Consider the following 22,825-nt stretch of genomic DNA (forward strand, 5'->3'; position numbering starts at 1 on the left):
GGCGGTCTTGCCAGCTCGGACAGCGGAAAACGTCGACCGTCTCGTTGCATTCGCGCCCTCCCTGGCGCTCACCCTGCAGGCGGCTGTGCCGTGCTTACGGGCTTCCTGCCCGTCAGTCCCGCTCCAACTTCTTATTGTAAAACTCCACTTTTTGAACTTTCGGCGCGCTGTTTGGCGGTCTTGCCAGCTCGGACAGCGGAAAACGTCGACCGTCTCGTTGCATTCGCGCCCTCCCTGGCGCTCACCCTGCGGGCGGCTGCGCCGTGCTAAAGTGCCTCTGCCCAGTTGTCGCCAGACAATGTCCGCTTCGTGATTTTGGTTTCGGCTCAGGAACTTTGAGGGTTCACCCAACCACACTAGCGGCCGGGTGGAGTACTGCCGGGTTGGCGGCCAGGAAACTAGGCTGAGGCGGACAGAGGTTGGTGTGTTTTGTGGGCGGCTATGCCCTGCAGATGAGCTAACAGCCACTGATGAAGTGGGGCATGTGATGCCCGGTCGTGCCATACGGCGACCAGTTCGAATCCGTCGGGCAGGTTGTCGGCGGGAAGTTTCTGGAGTCGATCATCAGGTAGTAGGCGCGAGGGGAGCAGGGCGACGCCGTCGTTGGCAGCGATGTAGGCTGGGGCTAGGCTGACCGATGGCACCAGCAGTGGCGGTTGATGGCCGTTGTTAATGCCCTGGAACCACTGCTCGCAGACCCGGGCAAAGCGATCCTGGGGCTCGCTCACGATCACCGGCGGGCGATTTAACAGGGGGGAGTTGTCGGTGCCTGGGCGGGTAGCGGGGTTGCGTTTGCTGGTGACACACACGTATTGCTCGTGCAAAAGGCTTACGGATGCTAGGCCGGTTGGGGCAAGGGCTGCATCACACAGGCAGAGGTCAAATTGACCTTGAGCCAGGGCTCTTTCGAGATCGTTGGTCGCCAGGGATTTGATCGTCAGGCGCAGGTGCGGCGCTTCGCTCTTTAGAATTTTCACCAGGTCCACCAGCAGCACCTGTTGTGCGTAATCACTGGCGGCAATGGTGAAACTATTGCTGGCGGTGGCTGGATCAAAGGCCTGGGGAGTTCCCACATGTTCCAGTTGGCCGAGCACTTCCCGTAGAACCAAGCCCAACTGTTCGGCGAAAGGGGTGGGTAAAACGCCATTTTTGGCGCGCACAAAGAGTTTGTCGTTAAAGGTGATACGCAGTTTCTTTAGCTGTTCGCTAACAGCTTGCTGGCTGACATCGAGCTTATTGGCAACGCGGGTAAGGTTGCCTTCCTCGAGCAGGGCCAATAGCAGCTTCATCTGTTTTACATCGAAGGAGTCCAATGCCATGGCGCTCAGCGTGTTCCTCTATTACTGCAATTCATACGAAATCGGGTAGGGGCCGAGCTTAGTGCAATTCCTGGCCGGAAAGCAGGCGCATCTCATGACTTTGGGAGATGATCGCCATTCTGTGACCACTTGTCGCCGGCACTGTGAAGCAGATCACCTAATTGGTTGAAATATTTTGAGCGATCGTTTCCAGTAAATTTACCCATAGCGCGCGGCATATTTGTTATCATGGCGTTCATTGCACGTCTGTCCTGCTGTTCGGGCTTGAGCCTGCTTGCGGTGATTCCATCCGAAGATAGATCCCAGCCACCTAAACTAATCGTCTGCCGCTTCAGTGGTACTTTTTTGGTTTGTGTGGCCATCGGGCGTGCGGTTCATCTATGACTTCACAACCTCTTATCAATGTTATGGCCTCTGCTCTAAAACTGTCTGACCTGCACAAAACCTACGCCAATGGCTTTACCGCACTCAAGGGTATTACCCTGGAGGTGGCCCAGGGCGACTTCTTTGCCCTGTTGGGTCCTAACGGCGCCGGTAAATCGACCACTATTGGCATTATCTGCTCGCTGGTAAAAAAGACGGCGGGGTCAGTCAGTGTTTTTGGCCACGATATTGATCAGCAGCCAGCCCTGGCCAAGAAGATGCTGGGGGTGGTACCGCAGGAGTTCAATTTTAGCCAGTTTGAGCGGGTGTTTGACATAGTCGTCAACCAGGCGGGTTACTACGGCATACCGCGCCACGAAGCCAAGAAGTCGGCTGAAAAGTACCTGGTGCAGTTAGGCTTGTGGGACAAGCGCTTCAACCAGGCGCGCTTGCTCTCCGGTGGTATGAAGCGGCGTCTGATGATTGCGCGGGCTCTGGTGCACGAGCCCAAGCTGCTGATTCTGGATGAGCCGACGGCGGGGGTCGATATTGAGCTGCGGCGCACCATGTGGTCCTTTTTGCAGGAGATCAACGCCCGCGGCACCACTATTATTCTCACCACCCACTACCTGGAAGAGGCCGAAAGCCTGTGCCGTAACGTGGCGATTATTGACCATGGCCACCTGGTGGAGAACACCAGCATTAAGGCGCTGTTGAAGCAGCTCAACCGGGAGACCTTTGTGTTTGATACGCGTACCGGTCTGGCGGAGTCCATACAGTTGAATGGCTTTACCGCCAAGCGTATCGACAACCACAGTTTTGAAATCGATATCGAAAAGGGGCAGTCGCTGAATGAGGTGTTTGCCTGTCTCTCTGAGCAACAGATTGAAGTGTTGAGTATGCGCAATAAAGCGAATCGGCTTGAGGAGTTGTTTGTCCACCTGGTGAATGACAACAAAGCGCGTCAGCAGGGAGGTGCCGCATGAGCTGGCAAGAACAGTTAATCGCCTTCTGGACGATACTGCGCAAAGAGGTGCGGCGCTTTATGCGTATCTGGGTGCAGACCCTGTTGCCGCCGGTGATCACCATGAGTCTCTACTTTGTTATTTTCGGTGCTTTAATCGGTTCCCGCATCGGCCAGATGGATGGCTTTGATTACATGTCGTTTGTGGTGCCCGGGCTGATTATGATGGCAGTTATCACCAACTCCTACGCCAATGTGGTCAGCTCTTTCTACAGCGCCAAATTTCAGAGTTTTGTCGAAGAGTTGCTGGTCTCTCCGACGCCCAATATCCTGATTTTGCTGGGCTACATTCTGGGTGGTGTGGTGCGCGGCTTAATGATTGGGCTGATTGTCTCGCTGGTATCGATGTTTTTTACCGATCTGCATATTCACAGCTATTTCGTCACTTTCGCCATTGTCTTTTTAACCTCAGTGCTGTTTTCCACGGCGGGCTTTATTAACGCGGTATTTGCCAATTCGTTTGATGACATCAGTATTGTGCCGACCTTTGTGTTAACACCATTAACCTATCTGGGTGGTGTCTTCTACTCGATTAGCCTTTTGCCCGGGTTTTGGCAGAAGGTGTCGATGCTCAACCCGGTGCTCTATATGGTGAACGCCTTTCGCTACGGCTTTTTGGGCATCTCGGATATCAATATTGGTTTGGCCTTTGCGGGCATTGGGGTGTTTATCGTGCTGTTGTTCAGCTATGCCCTCTACCTGCTGAACAGTGGCACTCGGTTGCGGGGCTGATATGGCTGTTGATCATCACACTCCGGCGGGCAGCGGCTTGGGCAAAGAGACCGAGTACGCCTCTCTCTACGACGCCAGGCTGCTCTATCCCATCCCCCGGGCGACAGCCCGGCAGTCGCTGGGGATTGGTGAGCCATTGCCTTTTTATGGGGTCGACCTGTGGACCGCCTGGGAGCTCTCCTGGCTCAATAGCCAGGGGCTGCCGCAGGTGGCGGTGGCGGAACTGGCTGTGCCCATCGACTCCGCCAACATTGTGGAGTCGAAATCGCTCAAGCTCTATTGCAACTCCTTTAACCAGACCCAGTTCGCTGATTGGTCCTCGGTGGCGGCCACGATGGAAAAAGACCTGACGCAAGCGACAGGCGCGCCGGTTGCTGTGCGGCTGATGACCTTAACGGAGGCCGAGGAGTATTACCAAAAGGGGCGCTTTGAGGGGGCCTTCTGCCTGGATGAGCTACCGGTCACTATCGAGCACTATCATCCTGAGCCGGCACTTTTGCGGCTCGATTCGGCGCGGGCCGAGGTGGTGAGTGAGTCGCTGGTGAGCCACCTGTTGAAGACCAACTGCCCGGTCACCGGCCAGCCGGATTGGGCCAGCCTGTGGCTCAGTTACACTGGGCCGGCTATTGATCGGGAGTCGCTGCTGGCGTTTATCGTCTCTTTCCGAGAGCATCAGGATTTTCACGAGCAGTGTGTGGAGCGCTTCTTTCTGGAGATTCGCGATCGCCTGCGGCCTACTGAACTCTCAGTTTATGCCCGCTATACCCGCCGCGGGGGCCTGGATATCAACCCCTATCGCAGCAGTGACAACACCCGCCCAGCCCCGCTCCGTCTAGTGCGCCAATAGGCGCACCGGTAGTCGTGCCGAAACCCGTTTAGTACATGCGGTCGCGCAGGGATTCGAGCGCCTTTTCCAGATCGTCCATCACCCGATCGCGATCGTAGTTGCGGACCTTGTCGAGGTCGAGCTGCATGGAGAAGCCCTCCAGGCTGGTCTCCAGATAGCTCTGCTCTCCGCCCAGGTTTTTGCGCAGATCGATTACCTGATAAACCTCAATGGGGTAGCTGAAACCCTTGGCTTTGACCATACCTTTGTTGGTGCAGAGGATGGTGTCTTTCACCAGCGCCCAGGATTCGTGGGAGAGCAGAATCTCACCGGGTGAGGCGGCCGATTCCAGGCGGCTGGCGAGGTTAACGTGGGTGCCGAGCACGGTGTAGTCCTGGTAGTAGGCCTTGGCGCCGAAGGTACCGACGGTACAGAAGCCGGTGTTGATACCCATGCGGATCTCCAGCTTGCGCTTGATACCCTGGGCCAGCCAATGGTTCTGTAGCACCTTCATGCGCTTGCGCATGGCCAGCGCCATGGTGACGCAACGCAGGCAGTCTGCTTTGGCACCCCGGGTTTCGTTATCGCCAAAGATCACCATGATGCCGTCACCCATAAACTTATCCACGGTGCCGCCATAGTGAGCGATGATTTTGGTCATCTCCGTCAGGTAAGTGTTGAGCAGCGCCGCCAGCGTTTCCGCTTCCAGCTCTTCAGAGAGGGCGGTAAAGCCCTGGATATCGGAGAAAAAGATCGTCAATCGCTTACGATCAGTTTGTAGCATCTTGTCGTTTTCGGAGCTGACGGCTTGCCAGACGGTGGGAGAAAGGTAGCGGGAGAGGCGAAAGGCGCGGGTTTTACTGCGTTCCAACTGCTCTTTTTGCAGCTCCACCTGTTGGCTGAGCGAGCGGTTGCGCATATTCATATAGAGGCCGCTCAGCACAATATAAACGCACACGCCAATCAGGCTGGTGGCGGAGACATTCACGCTGCTGGTTAGTACCCACACCGGGGTATAGACGAAGGCCCCCAGTCCAGCACCGAAGATAAATGCCAGGTTATCTTCCAGCCACTTCCGGCTACCGCCGTGCATGGCGGCATTGAACTGAATAATAGTGGCAAACAGCACCGTGGGTAGAATCTGAAAATCGACCAGACACAAACTGGCGCCGATTAGGGTGGAGTCGGTCCAACCCAGTCCGCGCTCCAGCAGGAGCTCTTTGCCGGCCAGCAGCCGTTTGGCAAAGAGGCCGGAGAGGGCCAGATAGATAAGCATGATGACCGAGAGCGACACCGATAACAGATCGAACTCCGGCCAGGAGCGATAGGAGATCAGCGTGCCGACAACAGAAAAGATAATCAGCGTTCGAAAATAAAACTGGCGTTGGGGGAGGGCCCAGTAGTCCGATTTTGCAGGTTTATCCATAGGGTGGGGAGATTCCGAAATAACTATTGGGGCTCGATTAATCTGCGCTCAATGGACGGTGGGCGAAACGCTGGACTGATCTGAGAACAGTGGTTCAAGCCGGCATAAACAGCAGGGCTGGAGTACCTTGGGTTCCGGGTCAAATCAGGCGGGTAACTATACCCCGTTCGCCACAAATATGTCTATTTCCCACGCTTTTTCACAGTGGCTCACCGGCTGTGACAACCGCTAATTTTCGCCCAGGTGTAACTGGGCCAGCAGTTGCTCAATTTCTGCTTCCTGCTGGCGGACCAGTTTGCGCAGTTGCTCATTTTGGTTGACCAGCTGTTGCCGTTCTGATTTGGTTAAACTGCCTGGCTCCAGGGCCGCGGCACGTCGCTGGTGTTTGAGCTGTTCTATTTTAGAGTTGGCTAACTCCAGTTCTTCTTCCAGTAACCGGATACAGCTCTCCGACTCTTTCAGATACTGCCCCTGTCGCTGCAGTTGCGAGGATAGTTCGGTCACCATCTCCTGCATCTCCTCCGGACTGCCAATGGATAACAGGCGTGTCTGCAACTCTTTAATGGTGCGCTGCTGCTTTGCCGCCAGAGTGCGCAGGTTGGCTAAGTCCTGGGCTTTGTCGAATTCGGCAGCCTCGGAGACACGTGTGCCGTCGTCTCGCTTTCCAGAAAAATTGCGGAAGCGCTCCAGCATCACCTCCATGTTATCTGGTCGGCGGCCGCCGGCGGCCTCGACTATGAGCTCTTCCAAACACTGTTCGATATTGGGGGCGAGGGCTTGTGAGGCATCGCGCTTGGCGAGCCGGGAGAACATCTCTTTATAGTAGTTGATCAAGCCACCCAACTTGCCTTGCAGTGTGGCCCAGTTGGGGTAGATGCTTTCGTCATCATCTTGCGCTTCCAGCTCGACTGAAAGCAGAGCATGGCGAAGGGCAAGACTCTGGCGTTGAATGGGGTGTTTGGAATCGAGGTAGGTCTCGATGTTGGCGCTGCCGGGCAGCTCTTCGTGAAAGGCCTGGGTGAGGTCTAGTTGCTGCTGTAACTGCTCGCGATATTTGGCCTGCGGTGCGCATGCGGCGGCGGCATTTTCGGCCACCAGTTGGGTGTTGTCCTGGCGTGCCTGGTTGAGCTCCTCTACCAGGGATTTGATCTTCGCCCGCAGTTTGCGCACAAGGTTACGCAGACTCCGGATGTTAAACACCAGGAATAGACAAAGCAGCAGCAGTAAAATGTAGAGTTCTACCGCTCCTGCAATTAACCATTGTGATATCTGCATTCGGTTACATTCGTTCCTGCACGCTATCAGCCGATCTCGTGCCGCAGTACTGTTTTGATTATGTTGTTACCGCTTAGCTGCTCGCGGTTTTGGTTAATTGAACTTCTCTCAACGCTATCGGCGGGGATCGTGAAATGTTGATTTGCATTCGACCCTGGGCCTTGTGACGTGGCCCGGCTTGCCGGATATCCCTGAGACCCAAAAACCGAGCCAGTACTGATACATATTAGCAACAGAATGCGACATAAGAGGATTTTTTGCTTGGATATCCGAGTCTTAGGATTATCCCATCCCTTCTGCCGACAAACGTTGATTCCAAGGTCCTCTTTGCGTATAGTTGCGCCCTCGCTGAGGTGGCCTGTAGCAGATTGCCCCGAGCAGACAGATTTTGGTGAGGTGTCCGAGTGGGCTTTACGGGAATTAGGGAAGCACAGCTTTCCGCCGTAAAGCGCGAGGCAGGACGCCGAGCTGGGTGAGCGACAGGGAAGTTACTTGCGCAGAAGCAGATTTTGGTGAGGTGTCCGAGTGGGCTTTACGGGAATTGGGAAAGCACAGCTTTCCGCCGTAAAGCGCGAGGCAGGACGCCGAGCTGGGTGAGCGACAGGGAAGTTACTTGCGCAGAAGCAGATTTTGGTGAGGTGTCCGAGTGGCCGAAGGAGCACGCCTGGAAAGTGTGTATGTCGAAAGGCATCGAGGGTTCGACTCCCTCCCTCACCGCCACTATAAAAAAGCCCGGCTTAGCGCCGGGCTTTTTCGTTTTGGCATCGAGCTGAACATAAGTCAGATTGCCACCGGGGTGATCCCGTCTTTTGGGCGGTATCCCAAGCAACCTTCCCTGGTGCCTGGTTCCGGCCGGGCCCTCCTTGGCCCGGCGTAAACAGCTGCCAAAGCAGTGCTTTGGCTCGCAGGGCGACCGCTGTTTACTCCTCCCTCACCGCCACTATAAAAAAGCCCGGCTTAGCGCCGGGCTTTTTCGTTTTGGCATCGAGCTGAACATAAGTCAGATTGCCACCGGGGTGATTCCGTCTTTTGGGCGGTATCCCAAGCAACCCTCCCTGGTGCCTGGTTCCGGCCGGGCCCTCCTTGGCCCGGCGTAAACAGCTGCCAAAGCAGTGCTTTGGCTCGCAGGGCGACCGCTGTTTACCCCTCCCTCACCGCCACTATAAAAAAGCCCGGCTTAGCGCCGGGCTTTTTCGTTTTGGCATCGAGCTGAACATAAGTCAGATTGCCGTGGGTGATTCCGTCTTTTGGGCAGTATCCCAAGCAGCCCTCCCTGGTGTCTGGTTCCGGCCGGGCCCTCCTTGGCCCGGCGTAAACAGCTGCCAAAGCAGTGCTTTGGCTCGCAGGGCGACCGCTGTTTACCCCTCCCTCACCGCCACTATAAAAAAGCCCGGCATTAGCGCCGGGCTTTTTCGTTTTGGCATTGAGCTGAACATAAGTCAGATTGCCACCGGGGTGATTCCGTCTTTTGGGCAGTATCCCAAGCAACCCTCCCTGGTGTCTGGTTCCGGCCGGGCCCTCCTTGGCCCAGTCTAAACAGCTCAAACGTGAATAAGCCCTCGCTTCAATGCTGATACCGCCGCAGCGGTTATATTGCGCGCTCCCAGTTTCTTTGCCAGCTTTCTGGAGTGATAGTCGACGGTGTGAGAGGAGATATTCATCTGTACCCCGATTTCAGCTTTGGTTAGGCCCTGGGCGGACCACTCCAATACCAGACGCTCTTTGTCGGTTAGAGCCAGGTTTTGCCAATTGAGCACGCGGCTATAAAGCCGCCAGATGCGGGTGTAGAAATGCTGCGCCAGCAGATTGATCGTCTGCGCTACGGCCGTGGCAATCGGTTCCAGCTTGCTGCTGCTGAAGAGATCCAAACTGGCGACTGTGCCACTGCCGCCGCGCAGGGCGATGGTCATCCGGTCGTAGAGACCCGCCACTTCCGTCTGTTTCAAAAACTTGGCCTGATTAGCGGTGAGGTGTTCTGCCCGTTTCAAATCGTTCAGGGTCAGTACCCCTTGACCATAGAAACAGTGTTGGTGGAACGGGTCGATATGATCGAACTCTCCCCGAACATAGTCGGATAACCAGGGGTTGGCGATGTTGGTAATACAGGCGCGCATTGCCGGCCTACCGAGGGCGGCGTGGTTGGTTAAAAGATTGAAACTGGCTTGATCATAGCCCAGAGCCTCCAGCTCCATCATCAACCGATTAAAGAGTTCCCCTTGGGAGCTGATCGTCTGGCTGTCCAAAATAAACTGATCTACGGTCATCACTGCTATTTCCTGCAATCTTATCCTCTAGGGAAAATTAAGGTGATTACGTAGTATTGAAAACGACATAAGTAGAGAGTTATCGAGACTTAAGCGTTATAATAGACAAAATTGCACAAAAATAGCCATAACTGGCTGATTTTTTTGTCTGTTTTCTACACAACAGGGAGTGTTGTCCTAATGGTCGAGGGATCGCGTCAACGCGGGATACGGGCGTCTCGTAGAAAGCTGGATAAGGCACTGGCTGACGCCGGCTTTAAAACTCAAACCGCTCTCGCCACCAAAATTGCCGATCTGGAAGGTAGTAGCTCGGTTCCGAAGGATTTGGTTAACCGCATCTTTCGTGAAAAAGCTGTTGATATCCAATCTCTGGAGCGGGTTGCCCGAGCGCTGGGGGTGGAGTCACATACGCTTTACCTGACCGCCGATCAATTGCCAGCGGCTGAGGTGCCCGCGGAGATTGGCCGATCCGCAACGCAACCAGAGGAGCTGCCGCGTACAGGTCGAGAGCCAGTGCTTGAGGCCACACGAAACCGCCACAATCTGCAACTTACAGTCTTCTCTCTGATTTTTTTAATGAGCCTGCTGGCCGGCTCGTTGGTCTATTGGCTTTATATGCCACAACCGCAGGCCGGGGATACCCTCTCAATTGCCAGAGGGTCAACCATTAAGAGCCTGGTGTTGTTCGTGCCAGAGCCAGAACTGCTCGGTATCGCCCAGGCCCTGGCGGGAATCCTCTCAACAGAGTACACCACCAGTGTGGTCACCCCGGCCATGGTCAGTGCCCCCCTCACATCATTCAATATTGCCAGCCGCTACCAGACCGATGCGGTGGTGACGCTCTCTGGTCGCCGATTGGGCCACTTTTGGTTAGTGCAGACCCTCTTTTTTGTTGAGAGCCAGGAGCAGGCTGTCGGTGCAAATGTTCTCTCCGTTTATCAGGCGCGCCTGAATAGCGCTAAGTCGGCCGAGCAGATTGCCGGTAATTTGTTGGTTGCGCTGCGTGGCCAGAGCTTCCCCCGGCTACTCTCCCTCCGAGCCCAGGAGCATCTCTTAAGCGGCATTGTGTTATTGGACAAGCGGGCCAGCGAGATCAACCTCAAACGAGCCGAGGACCACTTCAAATCGGTTTTGGCGGAGGCGCCTGGTTATGCGCCGGCTCAGGCTGGACTCTGCCTTGCCTATGTGAACGGTGTTATTTACGGCAATGAAAAGCAGTTGTTGGCTAGCGCCGATAAGGCCTGTGCCTCCGCGAGCCAAATGGATGCCAATGGTTTTTGGGTGCAGGTCGCCAACGGAGAGTTACAGCGCCTGCAGGGGAGTTACGCTGATGCGGTAGCCACCTTGGAAGGGCTGCGTTCCGCCTGGCCCAAGGATCCGATGGCGCTTACTTATCTGGCGCGCAGTGAATTTGAGCGATTTCGCCGGGGCGACGGCAGCCAATACGCTGAAAGTGCCATCGCCAAGCTACAGCAGGCGGCGGATTTGGCCCCGGACTGGTGGCAGGCCTTTAACTACCTGGGTCTGTTTGCCTATCTGTTTGGCAATGTCGATCTCTCGATGAGCGCCATGTCGGTGGCGGTGGAGCTGTCACCCAATGAGTTGGCATTAACCAACCTCGGCACTCTGTACCTGTGCCGCAACCACCTGGAGCAGGCCAAACATTACTACGAAACGGTGCTTGCCATTGAACCGAGCTCTTACTTGGCGCATTCACGCCTCGGCAATCTCTACTTTTATCTGGGTGACTATAAAAAGTCTGCCAGGTATTTGAAGGCGAGTGTGGAGAGCTTCGATCAAGGGGCCAGCTTGGGAACCCACGACAACTGGGGGGCGCTGGGAGACAGCTACCTGTTCGCCGGTGAAACGGAGTTGGCCGTTAATGCCTATAAACAGGCGGCGCTGGTTCTGGAACGAGCGACGCTCAAGGTGGAGGCCGGGTTAATCGACAAGATATATCTCGCCTACTATTACGCGCGCTTGCACCAGCTGGCGCCGGCTCAATTCTCCAAACAGGTAATCCCATACAGCGCTCTGGAGCTCTGGCAGGCGTTGGATAACTCGGTGGAGGCGAGTGCCCTGCTACGCCTGGCCGCGTATCTGTTTATGGCCGGCGAAACAGAGCCGGCGCATGAAGTTTGGGAGCAGTTGCAGAGTTGGTGTGAAGTATACGCCCATAACCCTTTGCTGGATAAAGCCGGTGGGGTGGGTTAAGTATTCCCTTTAGCGCTTTCGACTCTGGTTACCCAGCGCGGTGCTAATAGAAACAGCCCCCAACTGAGCAGCCAATAGAGAATCGCCATCAACGATAAGGTTTTCGCAGTCAATGCGGTCTGTTCGAAGCCACCGGTAAAGTTAAATAAATTGACGGCGACGGCAAATTGAATGGCACAAACGACCCAGTAGGTTAGCTTGTTAAGAGCGACACGGTCGGTGACTTTAAGGCCAAGCCAGGCCGCAGAGAGGCCCATCGCCGCGCCAAAGCAGAGATCTGCAGGCCAGTGTACACCGACGGCAACGCGCGAGAAGGCAACCAGCGCGGCCAGGGCAATGAGCAGCAGGCGCACCCAGGTGGCTGGAACACAGCGCCACAGCAGTGCCGCCAACATAAAGATTGTGGTGGTATGGCCAGAGGGCATGCTGTTTCTGCGGAAGGCCGGCCCAATAATATGGAACAGTTCGCGGTCCAAGACATTGGGCGGTCGCGGTATTTCCAGCAAATGCTTGGCGATTTGCAGTACCAGGCCACCGAAGAGGCCGGCGACCAACACAGCCAAGGCCAAATTGGGAAAGCGGAAGCAGAATAGTAGTCCCAAGGTAAAGGCCACCATGGCATCGCCGAACAGGGTGATGTTTGCCCATGCCGCATCGGGCAGTAGTTGGTGAGCCCAATGATTCCCTGCCAGGAACAGCGTGTGTTGATTGGTTGTGGTAACAATGGCGGTGCCGACACTGGCGAACAGCAGGGCCAGCCAGAGCAACCAGGGATCATCGCGACTGGTCTGGCGCCATACTGCAGTTCGGGCTAGAAAGTAGCTGTCTACTGTAGAGAGCTGGTGTGTGGTGTTGGACATTAATATTCCCATCGATAGAGGGCGATACCGCCGGACTGAGCAATCAATTGCAGTTGTGCTTGTGGAAACGCCTGCTGCAATCCCGCCAATTTATCAATGCGCAGGAAGATGGTATCCCCCGGTTGCGGGTCGTCTCTGGGTACCACCCGTCGGCTGTAGACACTGAAGCTCGGCATATTGACTTTGTAGGCCACCAGGCGCTGCTCCGGCGCCAGGGTACGGGCGATGCTGGCCAGCTCATACACTGGCTGCTGTTGGCCGGCAACGATGGTGGGCATGAGTACAAAGTTGCTGGCCGCCACTACCAGTCCCGCCAGAATAAGCAGGCGGGCAGATGAGTGCGCATTGCGGCTGAGGACGATAACCGCAGCCAACAACAGGGCTAGCGCTACCAGCCAGTAGTGGCTGGCGAAAGCAGCCCAGCCAAGCGCGGCAGTGGCGGAGTCGTAGCCCTCGGCTTTGTCGGCAAGCGGCTTTAGCGCCAGCGGCAGGGCACAGATTAGGACGGCACTGATAAAGGCAATGACCAAATCCCAGCGGTTAACAGACTCCGCACTCTTGCTCCACTGCACGGCCATGGCGATAAACACCGGTACCAGCCCGTACAGCAGGTAGTGGGGCAGCTGGGTTTGTGAAAAGGAGAAAATGGTAAAGGTGATTAAAAACCAAAAGCCAAAATAGAGGGTAATTGGCTCGGGCGCACGCCAGCTCAGCGTGCGCAGCTGCGGTAACAGCTTCACCGCCTGGCGGGTGTAGGGCAGCAGTAAAAACGGCAATAGCAGCAGGTAGTAGGCTGGGTTGCCACCATGGCTCTCCATGGTGCTACTGAATCGCTCCAGGTTGTGACCCAGGTAGAAGCCCCGGAAGAAGTCCCAGCCCTGATCGAGGTAGACCGCGATGTGCCAGGGGATAATCACCACCAGGAAGGTGAGCCAGCTGGCCGGGTGCAGGCAGGCCAGTAACCATATTTTAATATCCCTGCGCCAAGTCATGGCGGCTAACGCGGTCGCCAGGGGCAACACCACGGCCACTGGCCCTTTAGTGAGGAAGCCAAGGCCCATCAAGCCACCAATGATGGCCAATGCCGGCCAGCTATTCAGCGCTTGGCCACCCTCCTGTGCGGCGCAGGTTTGCGACCAAAAGCGATAGATCTGAAAAAAGGTGGTGGTTAATAACAGGTTCAGTAGAGCATCGGCCGTGGCCGCTTTGGCCATCACACTCACCAGGGTGGTGGTGACCATTATCCACACCGTTAGTGCCGCCGCCCGGGTGTTGAAAAACTCCTTCACAAAGCGGTAGATCACCAATAGCCAGAGGCCGGCAGCCAGCAGAGAGGGCAGCCGGAAGGCAAAGCTGTTGATGCCAAACAGAGTCGCACTGACGGCTTGAAACCAATAGATGAGGATTGGCTTGTCGTAGCGGGGCACACCATTCAAGTAGGTGGAGACCCAGTTACCGGAGGCGAGCATCTCCCGGGTTGCCTCGGAAAAAGCCCCCTCATCGAGATCAAACAGAGGGCTCCAAAAGGCCAGCCCCACCAGGCTGATTAATGCCACTACCACTAGCGTGCTGGGGGCCAGCAGCCAGGCGTAGGGGCTATGGTCGAGATGAGCAGTTACCTTACTGCTCATGCTGGCTCCAGGTTCGGTCGCCATTGGCCGTTGCCGAGCGGGTGGGGTAGTGCACGGGTTTGTTGCGTGCCTGCAGCTCGCTCAGAATGCCGGTGGTAATCAACTGAATACTGGTAATTACCAACAAAATGCCGGTGAACAGTAACGGTCTACCGCCGATATCGGCGCCGGTGAAAAGCTTCAGGGCCAGCAGGTAGAAGAGCATCAGTGCACCGATACTGCCCGAGAGCATGCCAATACCGCCGAAGAAGTGGCCGGGACGACGGGCAAAACGCATAAAAAAGCGCACCACGATCAAGTCCAAAATCACCCGGTAGGTGCGCGACAAGCCGTACTTGGATTGGCCGGTGGTGCGGGCACGGTGGTTGACGGCCAGCTCGCCGATGCGGGAGGGATCGGTAACGCCGGAGACCCAGGCGGGAATAAAGCGGTGCATCTCTCCCATCAGGGTGATCTGCTTGATCACACTCGCCCGAAAAGCCTTCAGGCTGCAGCCGTTGTCCTTGATGTCGATACCGGTGACCTTACGAATTAGCAGATTGGCGATGCGCGATGGGAGCTTGCGATCAAGTTCACTGTCTTGGCGGTTCTTGCGCCAGCCGGCGACCATATCCAGATCTTTGCCGATGAGCTCTGTAATTATAGCGGGAATATCCGCAGGGTCGTTTTGTCGGTCTCCATCCAGGGTGACGATGATATCGCCACGGGCGTTGTCGATTCCCGCCTGCATGGCCGCGCTCTGGCCGAAGTTGCGGGAAAACTGAATCAGTACCACATGGCCGCCCAATTGCTGGCGAGCCTGGTTCAACTCTGCTTGGGTACCGTCGCGGCTGCCATCGTTGACGCAGATCACCTCCCAGGGGCAGGGTAGGTTTGTTAGCGCCTGTTGCAACTCTTCCAGTAGGGCCAGGCAGTTGCCCTGCTCGTTATAAAAGGGGATTACGACTGAGAGGCTGTGCCCTGCCAGAAGGGAGGCTGCGATCGTCGGATCACTGTTACAAGTCATGTTCACCTACAGGTTGTTTAGCCGTTACTACCGGGATAAGCGAGCAGAAGAGCGCCATCAGAGTAGTGCTTGCGAAAAGAAAGATATGAACGTTGATGGCCACGGCCAGCCAGTCTGCACTGAAGCCCTCAACCAAACTGATACCCGAATAAAACGCCGCCTCGAAGGAGCCCGAACCCGCAATGCCGTGGATGGGCAGTATGCCGGCCAGTTCACTGGCGATGGCGCCGGCAAGGGAGGGGATCAGTGGCAGTGACGAAAAGAGTGATATCGCGATACAGACCGCCAGCAGTTTACTGAGCCAGGAGGCTGCGGTGATGGCGATTAGTTGGAGCTGTTGCCGGTTGGAGTGGGGCGCCTGCTGAAGGAGTGCTTGTAGGGCGGTGTTCAGCCAGCGAAAACGCGACAGCAACGGCGGCAGACTCCGGTGTTGACGGTTCAGGGCCAGTAACCATTCGCCAAGCGCCAGCATCAGAGCGACTGCAACCAGTGCGGCAACACCCAACAGTGGCTTGATAAGCAATAGCACGCTAGTCGTCACCGCCGCCATAAACAGCAGATCCAGCATGCGCAACCATACCAGCTGCGATACCGAGTCCAGCGCTGTAACACCGTAGTAGCGTTTCATTAAGATAGGGAAGGCCGCCTCGCCGAGGCGCATGGGTAGCAGGTTATTGGTAAATTGGTGCCAGGCTGATAGCTTGATCATTACGTGAAAACGGCTGCTAATCCGCTCTTTCAATAGCCAGTGAATGCGCAGGCCACGCAACAGATGGCTGGCAATGATCAACGCCACGCCGATCATCGCTTTGGGCTTATCCAGCTCCTGCCACGCCTCTGCCAGTGTCGCCCAATCGAGCCAGTGATCGACTACCTGGAGTAGAAGGATGAGGACGAGGGCTCCCAGTAACCACTTCCATGGGTTCAAGCCCGGCCAGCTTTGCTTGGTTGAATTGTGTGCGGGCATAGCGCTAACGAAGCCGAGTTGTTTGAGCATTTTTGGTGGTCATTCTTTACTGAAAACGGTTTTGCCCAGCACTGCTGTTAAGAGGGTAGGGTTGCATAACTGGGCATCGACGCTCTTTCAACTCCTCTGGCGCTTCTGTCGAGCGATTGTATATCGGGTTAATCGTGATTTTTGACAGAGCCAGACCAAAAGTTGCCTCCCTTCACAGCTGCATCCTTTGTTTGGCTCGCGATACTATTATGCTATTTTGACAGAATTGTTTCGGTAACGAAAAGTCGTTGTCAAAAAAGTGTTACTAGGCTGTAGTATTCTCTATTCGCCTTAAAGTTTTCTTAAGGGTGGATGAGGTATTCTTACAGCAACGCTGTTCTTCGATACCAGCCGGTCGCCTATTTCCAACCACATCGTCAGATAATTGGCATGATGTCTGAGCACGAACTACAAAAATTTTTCAAGGGAAAATCGGTACTCGTTACTGGGGTTGCCGGGTTTATCGGTTACTGGGTGGCCGAGTATCTGCTTTGGTGCGGTGCCAAGGTGGTGGGTATCGATAACCTTAATGAATATTATGATAGCCAATTGAAGCTAAGCCGCCTGGCGTTGTTGGAAAAGCACAGCCATTTCGTGTTTCGGCGGTTGGATCTCAGTGACGGTGCTAGCCTCAAAGCACTGTTTCCTGAGTTTGACTTCGATTTGGTAGTGCATTTAGCGGCCCAGGCGGGTGTTCGCTATTCAATCGATAACCCTGACGCCTACACTGAGTCCAATCTGGTTGGGTTTATGAACATACTGGAGGCGTGCAGAGACAACCCTGTTGATCACCTAGTGTATGCCTCCTCGAGTTCAGTCTACGGCAATAGTAGCGAAAGTATGTTCACTGAGGAGCAGGCGACTGATCGGCCAGTGAGTTTGTATGCTGCTACTAAAAAGGCTAACGAGGCACTGGCCTACAGCTATGCCCATCTTTACCAAATTCCGACAACTGGCCTGCGCTTTTTTACGGTCTATGGCCCTATGGGGCGACCGGATATGGCGTACTTTAAATTTGCCGAGGCCATCCGCCAGAAGAAGCCCATTGATATTTACAATGAGGGAGACCTCTATCGCGACTTTACCTATATAGATGATATTGTCGATGGCCTGGTAAAAGTTGCGCTAAAACCCCCCGCGGCCAGTGGCGGCAATGCACCCCACCGCATACTTAATATCGGCAATAATAAGCCGGTTAAACTCTCTTACTTTGTCGAACTGTTGGAGCAACTGCTTGGTTGTGCTGCCGTTAAAAATTATGTCGGCATGCAGGCGGGGGATGTTTACCGAACCTGCGCCAACATCGACCGTATCCATGCATTGGTTGGCTTTACGCCTGCGACACCGATTGAAGTGGGCCTGGAGCGCTTTGTTGAGTGGTTCCGGGAGTATCGGCAACTCTAGTTTCAACAGGCATGGTTTGCGATGACGGAGCTTGATAACACGCCACACACCCCTGCCTCTGTATGGCAGAGCGTTGGTTTAAGCGCAGTCTGGCGTAGCCCGGTTGTACTCTTCTATAGTCTACTTTTGTTGGCATTCTGCTACCGTTGTTACCTTATCTGGCAGCCCTATGTTGGCCTATTTTACGATGAGATCTACTACTACCATTGGTCATTAAGCCCGGATCTCGGTTACTACTCCAAGCCGCCAATGTTGGCCTGGTTGATTGGGGCGTTCACCTCTATTGCCGGTGACTCCAAAGAGGTGATTAAATTTTCTGCACTCTGTGCCTGGACGCTAACCAGCTGGGTTGTCTATCGGATAGGTTCTGATTTTGGTGGGAGGCACAGCGGTGCCGCCGCCGGCCTGCTCTTTTCCAGTATGCCCTTGGTGGGTTTCTACAGCCTGTTTATTACCACGGATTCTGTGCTACTGCTTTTTTGGTCGCTCAGCCTTTGGCAGCTGTTGTGGGCTTTTAAAACCGGGGCGCTCTATCGTTGGGCTTTAGTGGGGCTCTTTGCTGGCTGCGGGATGCTGAGTAAATACAATTTCGCAGTATTTCCTCTCACGGTTTTTATCTATCTGTTACTCAATCGTGAGCGGCGGCCGATACTGTCGCAAGCGGGCCCTTGGCTGGCGGTGCTTATCTCCGCTGCGCTGTTTTCACTCAACGTCTATTGGAATTACCAAAATCATTGGGTCTCTTGGCAGCACACCGCCGAGATCTCACAGTTGTCGGGCAATTTGATTCATCCGCTGAAATTGCTTGAGTTTCTGGTGAGCCAGCTGTTTCTGTTGGGCCTGGTGAGCGCCTATCTGTTGTGGCGTAACTGGCGAATGGTAGCGAGCCTTATCCATCAGCAGGAGTGGGCCAGAGTTGTTTTGTGGCCTGGTGTTGGCCTGTTGACCCTCATCGCTGTGCAGGCGCTGTTTAGCCGAGCCTTTGCCAACTGGGCTGCGCCGGCACTGATTAGCGCGGTGCTGCTGCTCGGCGCTGTGTTGCGGGAGAGGCCGAAGTCTTTGATGGTGGCGGTTGTCTGTAACTGGCTGCTATTGGCGATTTTTTATCACTACCCGGTGCTACTAAAGCAGGCTGGCGTTGAGTCGACCACCAAGAATAATCCATATGAACGCGTGCTGGGTTGGGATGAGCTCGGCAATCGCTTGCAGCACTATAAAGCAGACTATCCCGCAGCCGTGCTGGCGAGTGACTCGCGCAAGCTGCTGGCCTATTTCGGTTACTACCTCTATCCTGGCAGCAATAATTTTGCCTATTGGAACGAAGACGCTGGCCACATTCAGGATTACTACGATTTAAAAAATAATTTCAGTTATTGGCAAAATAACGATAGGCAGGAGTTTCTTTTTCTGACCAACAGCCCAGTAGCTGCACCGTTCATAGAACGATTTATGGACGTTCAACTATTGGAAACAATTCAAGATTATCATGTTACATCTGGCAAGCTCTTATATATTTATTGGCTAAGAGGGTTTCATGGTTATGGAGAAATGGTTCCTAAACAGTAGAACTCTAATACCGCGTTTGGATGTGGTCTTGTTTTTTGTAACAACGATCGTTTTTATTCTGTGGCCTGAGATCGATCTGTCCGTCAGTAGCACCTTTTATCACCACGGCTTTAATCTGGCCGCTCAACCGGAAGTGGTATTTATCTACCGCTTTTTCGCTAAAATTCACTTTCTTTGGTTGCTTATTCTGTTGGCCCTGCTTCTGCTCAGCCAATGGCAGCTAATTATTAAGCGGGGCGCCAGTAACTGGCATAAACTTCGGCAGGCTTCTGGTTATCTGTTTGTATCACTGCTGCTGGTGCCTGGCCTGCTTGTTAATACACTGTTAAAAAACAACACCACTGGGCGAGCACGTCCTGGTGATATTACTATTTTTGGCGGTGATTTACCCTTCACTGCACCACTCACCTATTCCGGCGCCTGCGATACTAACTGCTCCTTCGTCAGTGGTCATGCCGCCATTGCTTTTTTTACGATAGCCTTGGCCTGGGTGTTTGGTGATAGACGCTGGTATGTGTTTGGCTTTGCACTTGGTTGTTTGGTTGGGCTGACGCGCATTATGCAAGGAGGCCATTTTCTGAGTGATGTGGTTTTTGCTTATTGGGTGGTGCACTTTGGTTGTCAGTGGTTGGCTGAGTGCTTCCGTTTGGATCCAATTTTTCATAGTCCAGCTACCACCGCTTACCCGCTGCCGCAACTCTCTAATCGATAGCAGAGTAGTTATTGCCCGCCTTAATTAACTGTGCGGCTAGATATGCCAACTTGGTATTGGCTATGGTTGACGTATCTCAAAAAAATAATGTCTCCCAGTAGTACCTTAACGGGCATGTTGTACTCAAAGGTTGGTGAGCGAGAAAAGGTGGGATTTGGCAGTGTAGTGTTTGGTGTGTAGTTCGCTCTAACCTTTTTCTAAATGCAATGCATAGTGATTTCAGGAGGGAGTAACCATGAGTTTAGTACCACGCAATTCACTTTGGGATATCGATAACTTCTTCGACTCTTTCTTTGCCCCCGGGGAAGGCGCTGCCGGAGTGTTCGCACCGCGGGTAGATATCAAAGATAAAAAAGATCACTACGAAATTCGTGCTGATCTGCCAGGCGTTAAAAAGGAAGACATTCACGTTACCGTGCACAATGGCCTGCTAACCTTGGATGCCAAAATGGAGAGTGACGAGAAGCAGGAAGAGGGCGATAAAATCATTCGACGTGAACGCCGGTTTGGTAGCTACCAGCGCAGCTTCAATTTGGGGCCAGGTGTGCAGGAGAGTGATATCAGCGCTCAGTTTGAAAATGGCGTGTTAACCTTGCAGGCGCCGAAGGCACAAGAGTTGCCACCCACACAAAAGAAAATTGAGATCAAATAGTGATGGACGCTGCTGTGGCCAACTCTGATGGTTCAGCCCAGCGTAGTGGTAGAGCTGGAGCAGAAGAGTTGTAAGCAGCAGCGCTTATGACTGGCTAGCGGGAGCCGACTTCCTGTTCGTAAGTGCAGTGAGTACCGGCCAGTTCGCTTAACCCCACCAAATCGATGATGGTGATGTCCCGCTGGCTGACCGCGATGAGCTCCTCTTTTTGGAAGCGTCGAATCAGGCGGCTAACGGTTTCTATGGTCAGACCCAGGTAATTGGCGATGTCAGTGCGTGACATGGAAAGGCGGAACTGGGTTGCTGAGTAGCCGCGCTGAGAGTAGCGGCTGGAGATGTTGATGAGCAAAGCGGCCAATCGGTCTTCGGCTGAGCGTTTGCCCATCATTAACAGGAACTCATTGTTGCTTTGGATCTCTGCCGAGAAGAGGTTATAAAGCTGCTGCTGCAGGGCTGGTACTTTCTGTGACAAGGTGTCCAGCTGAGCCTGGGGTAAAAAGCAGACGCTGCTGGTCTCTAATGCCTCTGCGAAGGTGTTGTGAGTTTTGCCGTGATAAGCATCAAAACCCAAAATTTCACCAGGGAATGCAAATTCTGTGATCTGACTATCGCCGTTGGTGGCGATCACAACTGATTTGAAGCTGCCAGAGCTAATGGCGTACAGGCCATCAAAGTGGTCGCCTGAGTGGTACAGCGTTTCGCCGGCGTGGAGTACCCGTTTCTGCTGGACAATCCCCTCAAGATGATTGATGTCCTCCCCGGATAGGGTGTGGGGCAGACAAAACTTGCTGACGGCGCAATTGCTGCAGCGAACGTAGTTACTGTTGGCCATAGCGTTTTAAAATCCTAGGCGGGTGCGGTAAAGGGAGAGTGTACAAAAAAAATGGCGAGAGTGCATGCCTTCAAAGAAGGTAAATCGTAAGTAGCTAATAAGCAAGTTATGCGGGCTAAATGGCGCCCCTATCGCATGAATGGTTAACTAGTGCGCCAAGTTGCTATCGAACAGTGCTGCCAGCTCGGCTGCGAACCAGCGCCCTGAGCCGGTCAGCCCAAAGCTGTTGGCATCATTTTGCAGTATGTTATCGGTTTTTAGGCAGTTCAGCACTGCCATCTCATCGGCAAAATAATCATCAAATGGCTGCTGCCACCGCTGTTCAAAATCTCTCTTGCTAATACTTTGATTACAAAGAAGTTTTTCGGCTACAAACTGACGAGCCCGGTCATCCTCGTTGAGATACAACCCCCGGCTAATCGAGTGGTTCTGTTTAACCACCTGTTTGGTGTAGTCGCGCAGGTGGCGCTGATTCTGCCACAGGGCTGACGGTGTACGGCTGATCGCCGATTGGCCTATTCCCAGTTGAAAATCAAAGGGTTGGCTGCCGTAGCCCCGGTGAAAGCTATACAGAATGCCGTGCTCGGCAGCGTTATAGAGTGGGTCGGTGTTGCGCATAAACCCAACAGCGCCGAGTGGTGCGTAGCCTTGGGTCAGCCAGAACTCTGCCGCCAGATTTTGCAGGCTCACCAGTGTATTGGAGTCAGGTATCTCAGCTTCATTGAGTTGGGCCTGGGTTTGAAAGGTCGCCGGCTCGAACTGAAAGTGGCGCATAAACACACGTGTCGGCTGAAGCCTGGCAACCTGCTTTAAGGTGGCAGCGAAGCTGGCTTGCGTTTGGTAGGGGAGGCCGTAGAGCAGGTCGATGCTAATCAGCTTGATACCAGCCTGACGGGCGGCTGCGACCGCATCCTGTACCGTTTGGCCGGTATATTTACGGTTGGTGGCCTGCTGGACATCCACGTTGAAGTCTTCCAGACCAAATTGAACACGATTAAAGCCCAGACTTTTGATGAGTTGTGCCATTTCAGAATCGAAGAAGCGCGGGTCAATTTCGATACAATAATCCCGGTCGGGGCTAGTCGACACACCAAATTGGTCACGTATACCGCTCATCAGCCTGCGCAGCTCATCGGCCAACAGAAAGGTGGGGGTGCCGCCACCAATATAGAGCTGTTTTAACGGTGATTGGGTGAGTGGGGTGTCATGCAGAGCCTCGCCATACCACTGGATTTCACGCCGGAGCATATCCACATACTGTGCAGCCAGACCATATTGGCGGGTGACAACGATATTGCAATTGCAGAAATTACATACTTCGCGGCAGAAGGGGACGTGGACACACACAGCAAGCTGCCGGCACTCACTGCTTATGTCACGCAGGGCAGCGGCATCCAGGTTGAAATCCGTGAGCCGGTCAACGAGTGGTTGTATGGCTTGGATGCCTGGCAGATTGTGCAGTTTTGACCATATGTCTGTTGCTGGCGGGGAGAATGTGGCCATCGAAGTACTAATCCTAATTATCTAATAGACGCTCTCTGGGCCGTCACTGTTTGGCTGGCCCCCCTGCTTATGCGTCACGCTTTTGTGAATCTCTGCTTTCACTTGCGCGCCGCAATCGGCGGTTATCGTTATTATCCAGAGCAACCTTGGCTCCTCGCAAACGCTATGGGCGCCTATCCTGCGTCCATCTGCTCTAAATCAATTGCCAAGTTACTGTAA

20 protein-coding genes and 1 tRNA gene are annotated in these 22,825 nt (G+C 54.2%); 10 read left to right on the forward strand and 11 right to left on the reverse strand.

Annotation, left to right across the window (positions count from 1 at the left end):
- Positions 1 to 398 precede the first annotated feature (398 nt).
- Together SBL51_RS22265 and SBL51_RS22270 are read right to left on the reverse strand one after the other, a co-directional pair.
- Positions 399 to 1,319, reverse strand: coding sequence for a LysR family transcriptional regulator (locus SBL51_RS22265; protein WP_317933396.1), 921 nt, complete (start codon positions 1,317 to 1,319; stop codon positions 399 to 401).
- Positions 1,320 to 1,411: 92 nt separating this feature from the next.
- Entirely contained in the window at positions 1,412 to 1,681 is a 270-nt protein-coding gene (locus SBL51_RS22270) for a hypothetical protein (RefSeq protein WP_317933398.1), read from the reverse strand.
- 45 nt (positions 1,682 to 1,726) lie between these two features.
- Here SBL51_RS22270 and SBL51_RS22275 point away from each other — a divergent pair, with 45 nt between their 5' ends.
- The 3 genes from SBL51_RS22275 to queF are packed head-to-tail and all read left to right on the forward strand — an operon-like array spanning position 1,727 to position 4,285.
- Entirely contained in the window at positions 1,727 to 2,668 is a 942-nt protein-coding gene (locus SBL51_RS22275) for an ABC transporter ATP-binding protein (RefSeq protein ID WP_317933478.1), read from the forward strand.
- Entirely contained in the window at positions 2,665 to 3,438 is a 774-nt protein-coding gene (locus SBL51_RS22280) for an ABC transporter permease (protein ID WP_317933399.1), read from the forward strand. Before SBL51_RS22275 ends, SBL51_RS22280 begins: the two co-directional genes overlap by 4 nt.
- Before the next feature lies 1 nt (position 3,439).
- Positions 3,440 to 4,285, forward strand: coding sequence for an NADPH-dependent 7-cyano-7-deazaguanine reductase QueF (gene queF / locus SBL51_RS22285; protein WP_317933400.1), 846 nt, complete (start codon positions 3,440 to 3,442; stop codon positions 4,283 to 4,285).
- 28 nt (positions 4,286 to 4,313) lie between these two features.
- Here the strand turns inward: queF and SBL51_RS22290 are convergent, their stop codons facing one another.
- Both SBL51_RS22290 and SBL51_RS22295 read right to left on the reverse strand, forming a co-directional pair.
- Positions 4,314 to 5,690: an adenylate/guanylate cyclase domain-containing protein gene (locus tag SBL51_RS22290; protein ID WP_317933401.1), complete on the reverse strand. Its 1,377-nt coding sequence runs from the start codon at positions 5,688 to 5,690 to the stop codon at positions 4,314 to 4,316.
- Positions 5,691 to 5,918: 228 nt separating this feature from the next.
- Complete coding sequence (locus tag SBL51_RS22295; protein WP_317933403.1) at positions 5,919 to 6,965, reverse strand: hypothetical protein; 1,047 nt, start codon at positions 6,963 to 6,965, stop codon at positions 5,919 to 5,921.
- A gap of 632 nt (positions 6,966 to 7,597) precedes the next feature.
- Between SBL51_RS22295 and SBL51_RS22300 the strand changes: the two genes are divergently transcribed.
- Positions 7,598 to 7,685, forward strand: a tRNA-Ser gene (locus tag SBL51_RS22300).
- An 821-nt stretch (positions 7,686 to 8,506) separates the two neighbouring features.
- On the opposite strand, the gene SBL51_RS22305 is transcribed toward SBL51_RS22300, so the two are convergent.
- Positions 8,507 to 9,229, reverse strand: a complete 723-nt coding sequence (locus SBL51_RS22305) for a helix-turn-helix transcriptional regulator (protein WP_317933479.1) — start codon at positions 9,227 to 9,229, stop codon at positions 8,507 to 8,509.
- Positions 9,230 to 9,409: 180 nt separating this feature from the next.
- On the opposite strand from SBL51_RS22305, the gene SBL51_RS22310 reads away from it, so the two are divergent.
- Positions 9,410 to 11,443, forward strand: a complete 2,034-nt coding sequence (locus tag SBL51_RS22310) for a tetratricopeptide repeat protein (RefSeq protein ID WP_317933404.1) — start codon at positions 9,410 to 9,412, stop codon at positions 11,441 to 11,443.
- Here SBL51_RS22310 and SBL51_RS22315 read toward each other — a convergent pair.
- Genes SBL51_RS22315 through SBL51_RS22330 form a run of 4 tightly spaced genes read right to left on the reverse strand, consistent with a single transcriptional unit; the run spans position 11,440 to position 15,937 of the window.
- Positions 11,440 to 12,303: a phosphatase PAP2 family protein gene (locus SBL51_RS22315; RefSeq protein WP_317933405.1), complete on the reverse strand. Its 864-nt coding sequence runs from the start codon at positions 12,301 to 12,303 to the stop codon at positions 11,440 to 11,442. The genes SBL51_RS22310 and SBL51_RS22315 overlap by 4 nt on opposite strands.
- Positions 12,303 to 13,934: an ArnT family glycosyltransferase gene (locus tag SBL51_RS22320; RefSeq protein WP_317933406.1), complete on the reverse strand. Its 1,632-nt coding sequence runs from the start codon at positions 13,932 to 13,934 to the stop codon at positions 12,303 to 12,305. The genes SBL51_RS22315 and SBL51_RS22320 overlap by 1 nt, the downstream gene beginning before the upstream one ends.
- Positions 13,924 to 14,940: a glycosyltransferase family 2 protein gene (locus SBL51_RS22325; protein WP_317933408.1), complete on the reverse strand. Its 1,017-nt coding sequence runs from the start codon at positions 14,938 to 14,940 to the stop codon at positions 13,924 to 13,926. Before SBL51_RS22325 ends, SBL51_RS22320 begins: the two co-directional genes overlap by 11 nt.
- Complete coding sequence (locus SBL51_RS22330) at positions 14,930 to 15,937, reverse strand: lysylphosphatidylglycerol synthase transmembrane domain-containing protein (RefSeq protein WP_317933409.1); 1,008 nt, start codon at positions 15,935 to 15,937, stop codon at positions 14,930 to 14,932. The genes SBL51_RS22325 and SBL51_RS22330 overlap by 11 nt, the downstream gene beginning before the upstream one ends.
- Before the next feature lie 390 nt (positions 15,938 to 16,327).
- Here SBL51_RS22330 and SBL51_RS22335 point away from each other — a divergent pair, with 390 nt between their 5' ends.
- The 4 genes from SBL51_RS22335 (at position 16,328) to SBL51_RS22350 (ending at position 20,271) form a co-directional block, all read left to right on the forward strand.
- On the forward strand, positions 16,328 to 17,341 hold the full coding sequence (locus SBL51_RS22335) for an NAD-dependent epimerase/dehydratase family protein (protein ID WP_317933410.1): 1,014 nt from the start codon (positions 16,328 to 16,330) through the stop codon (positions 17,339 to 17,341).
- A gap of 21 nt (positions 17,342 to 17,362) precedes the next feature.
- Positions 17,363 to 18,907, forward strand: coding sequence for an ArnT family glycosyltransferase (locus SBL51_RS22340; protein ID WP_317933411.1), 1,545 nt, complete (start codon positions 17,363 to 17,365; stop codon positions 18,905 to 18,907).
- A gap of 28 nt (positions 18,908 to 18,935) precedes the next feature.
- Complete coding sequence (locus SBL51_RS22345; RefSeq protein WP_317933412.1) at positions 18,936 to 19,619, forward strand: phosphatase PAP2 family protein; 684 nt, start codon at positions 18,936 to 18,938, stop codon at positions 19,617 to 19,619.
- A gap of 235 nt (positions 19,620 to 19,854) precedes the next feature.
- Complete coding sequence (locus SBL51_RS22350; protein ID WP_317933413.1) at positions 19,855 to 20,271, forward strand: Hsp20/alpha crystallin family protein; 417 nt, start codon at positions 19,855 to 19,857, stop codon at positions 20,269 to 20,271.
- 94 nt (positions 20,272 to 20,365) lie between these two features.
- Here the strand turns inward: SBL51_RS22350 and fnr are convergent, their stop codons facing one another.
- Both fnr and SBL51_RS22360 read right to left on the reverse strand, forming a co-directional pair.
- Complete coding sequence (gene fnr / locus SBL51_RS22355; RefSeq protein WP_317933414.1) at positions 20,366 to 21,103, reverse strand: fumarate/nitrate reduction transcriptional regulator Fnr; 738 nt, start codon at positions 21,101 to 21,103, stop codon at positions 20,366 to 20,368.
- Between the two features lie 147 nt (positions 21,104 to 21,250).
- Positions 21,251 to 22,450, reverse strand: a complete 1,200-nt coding sequence (locus tag SBL51_RS22360) for a coproporphyrinogen-III oxidase family protein (RefSeq protein ID WP_317933416.1) — start codon at positions 22,448 to 22,450, stop codon at positions 21,251 to 21,253.
- Here SBL51_RS22360 and SBL51_RS22365 point away from each other — a divergent pair.
- Positions 22,439 to 22,570 (forward strand): hypothetical protein, encoded by a 132-nt coding sequence (locus SBL51_RS22365; protein ID WP_317933417.1) that lies wholly within the window; start codon positions 22,439 to 22,441, stop codon positions 22,568 to 22,570. The two genes, SBL51_RS22360 and SBL51_RS22365, sit on opposite strands and share 12 nt — an antisense overlap.
- The last annotated feature ends 255 nt before the right edge of the window (positions 22,571 to 22,825 follow it).

The sequence above is a fragment of the Halioxenophilus sp. WMMB6 genome, from assembly GCF_033283405.1.
GTDB lineage: Bacteria > Pseudomonadota > Gammaproteobacteria > Pseudomonadales > Cellvibrionaceae > Halioxenophilus.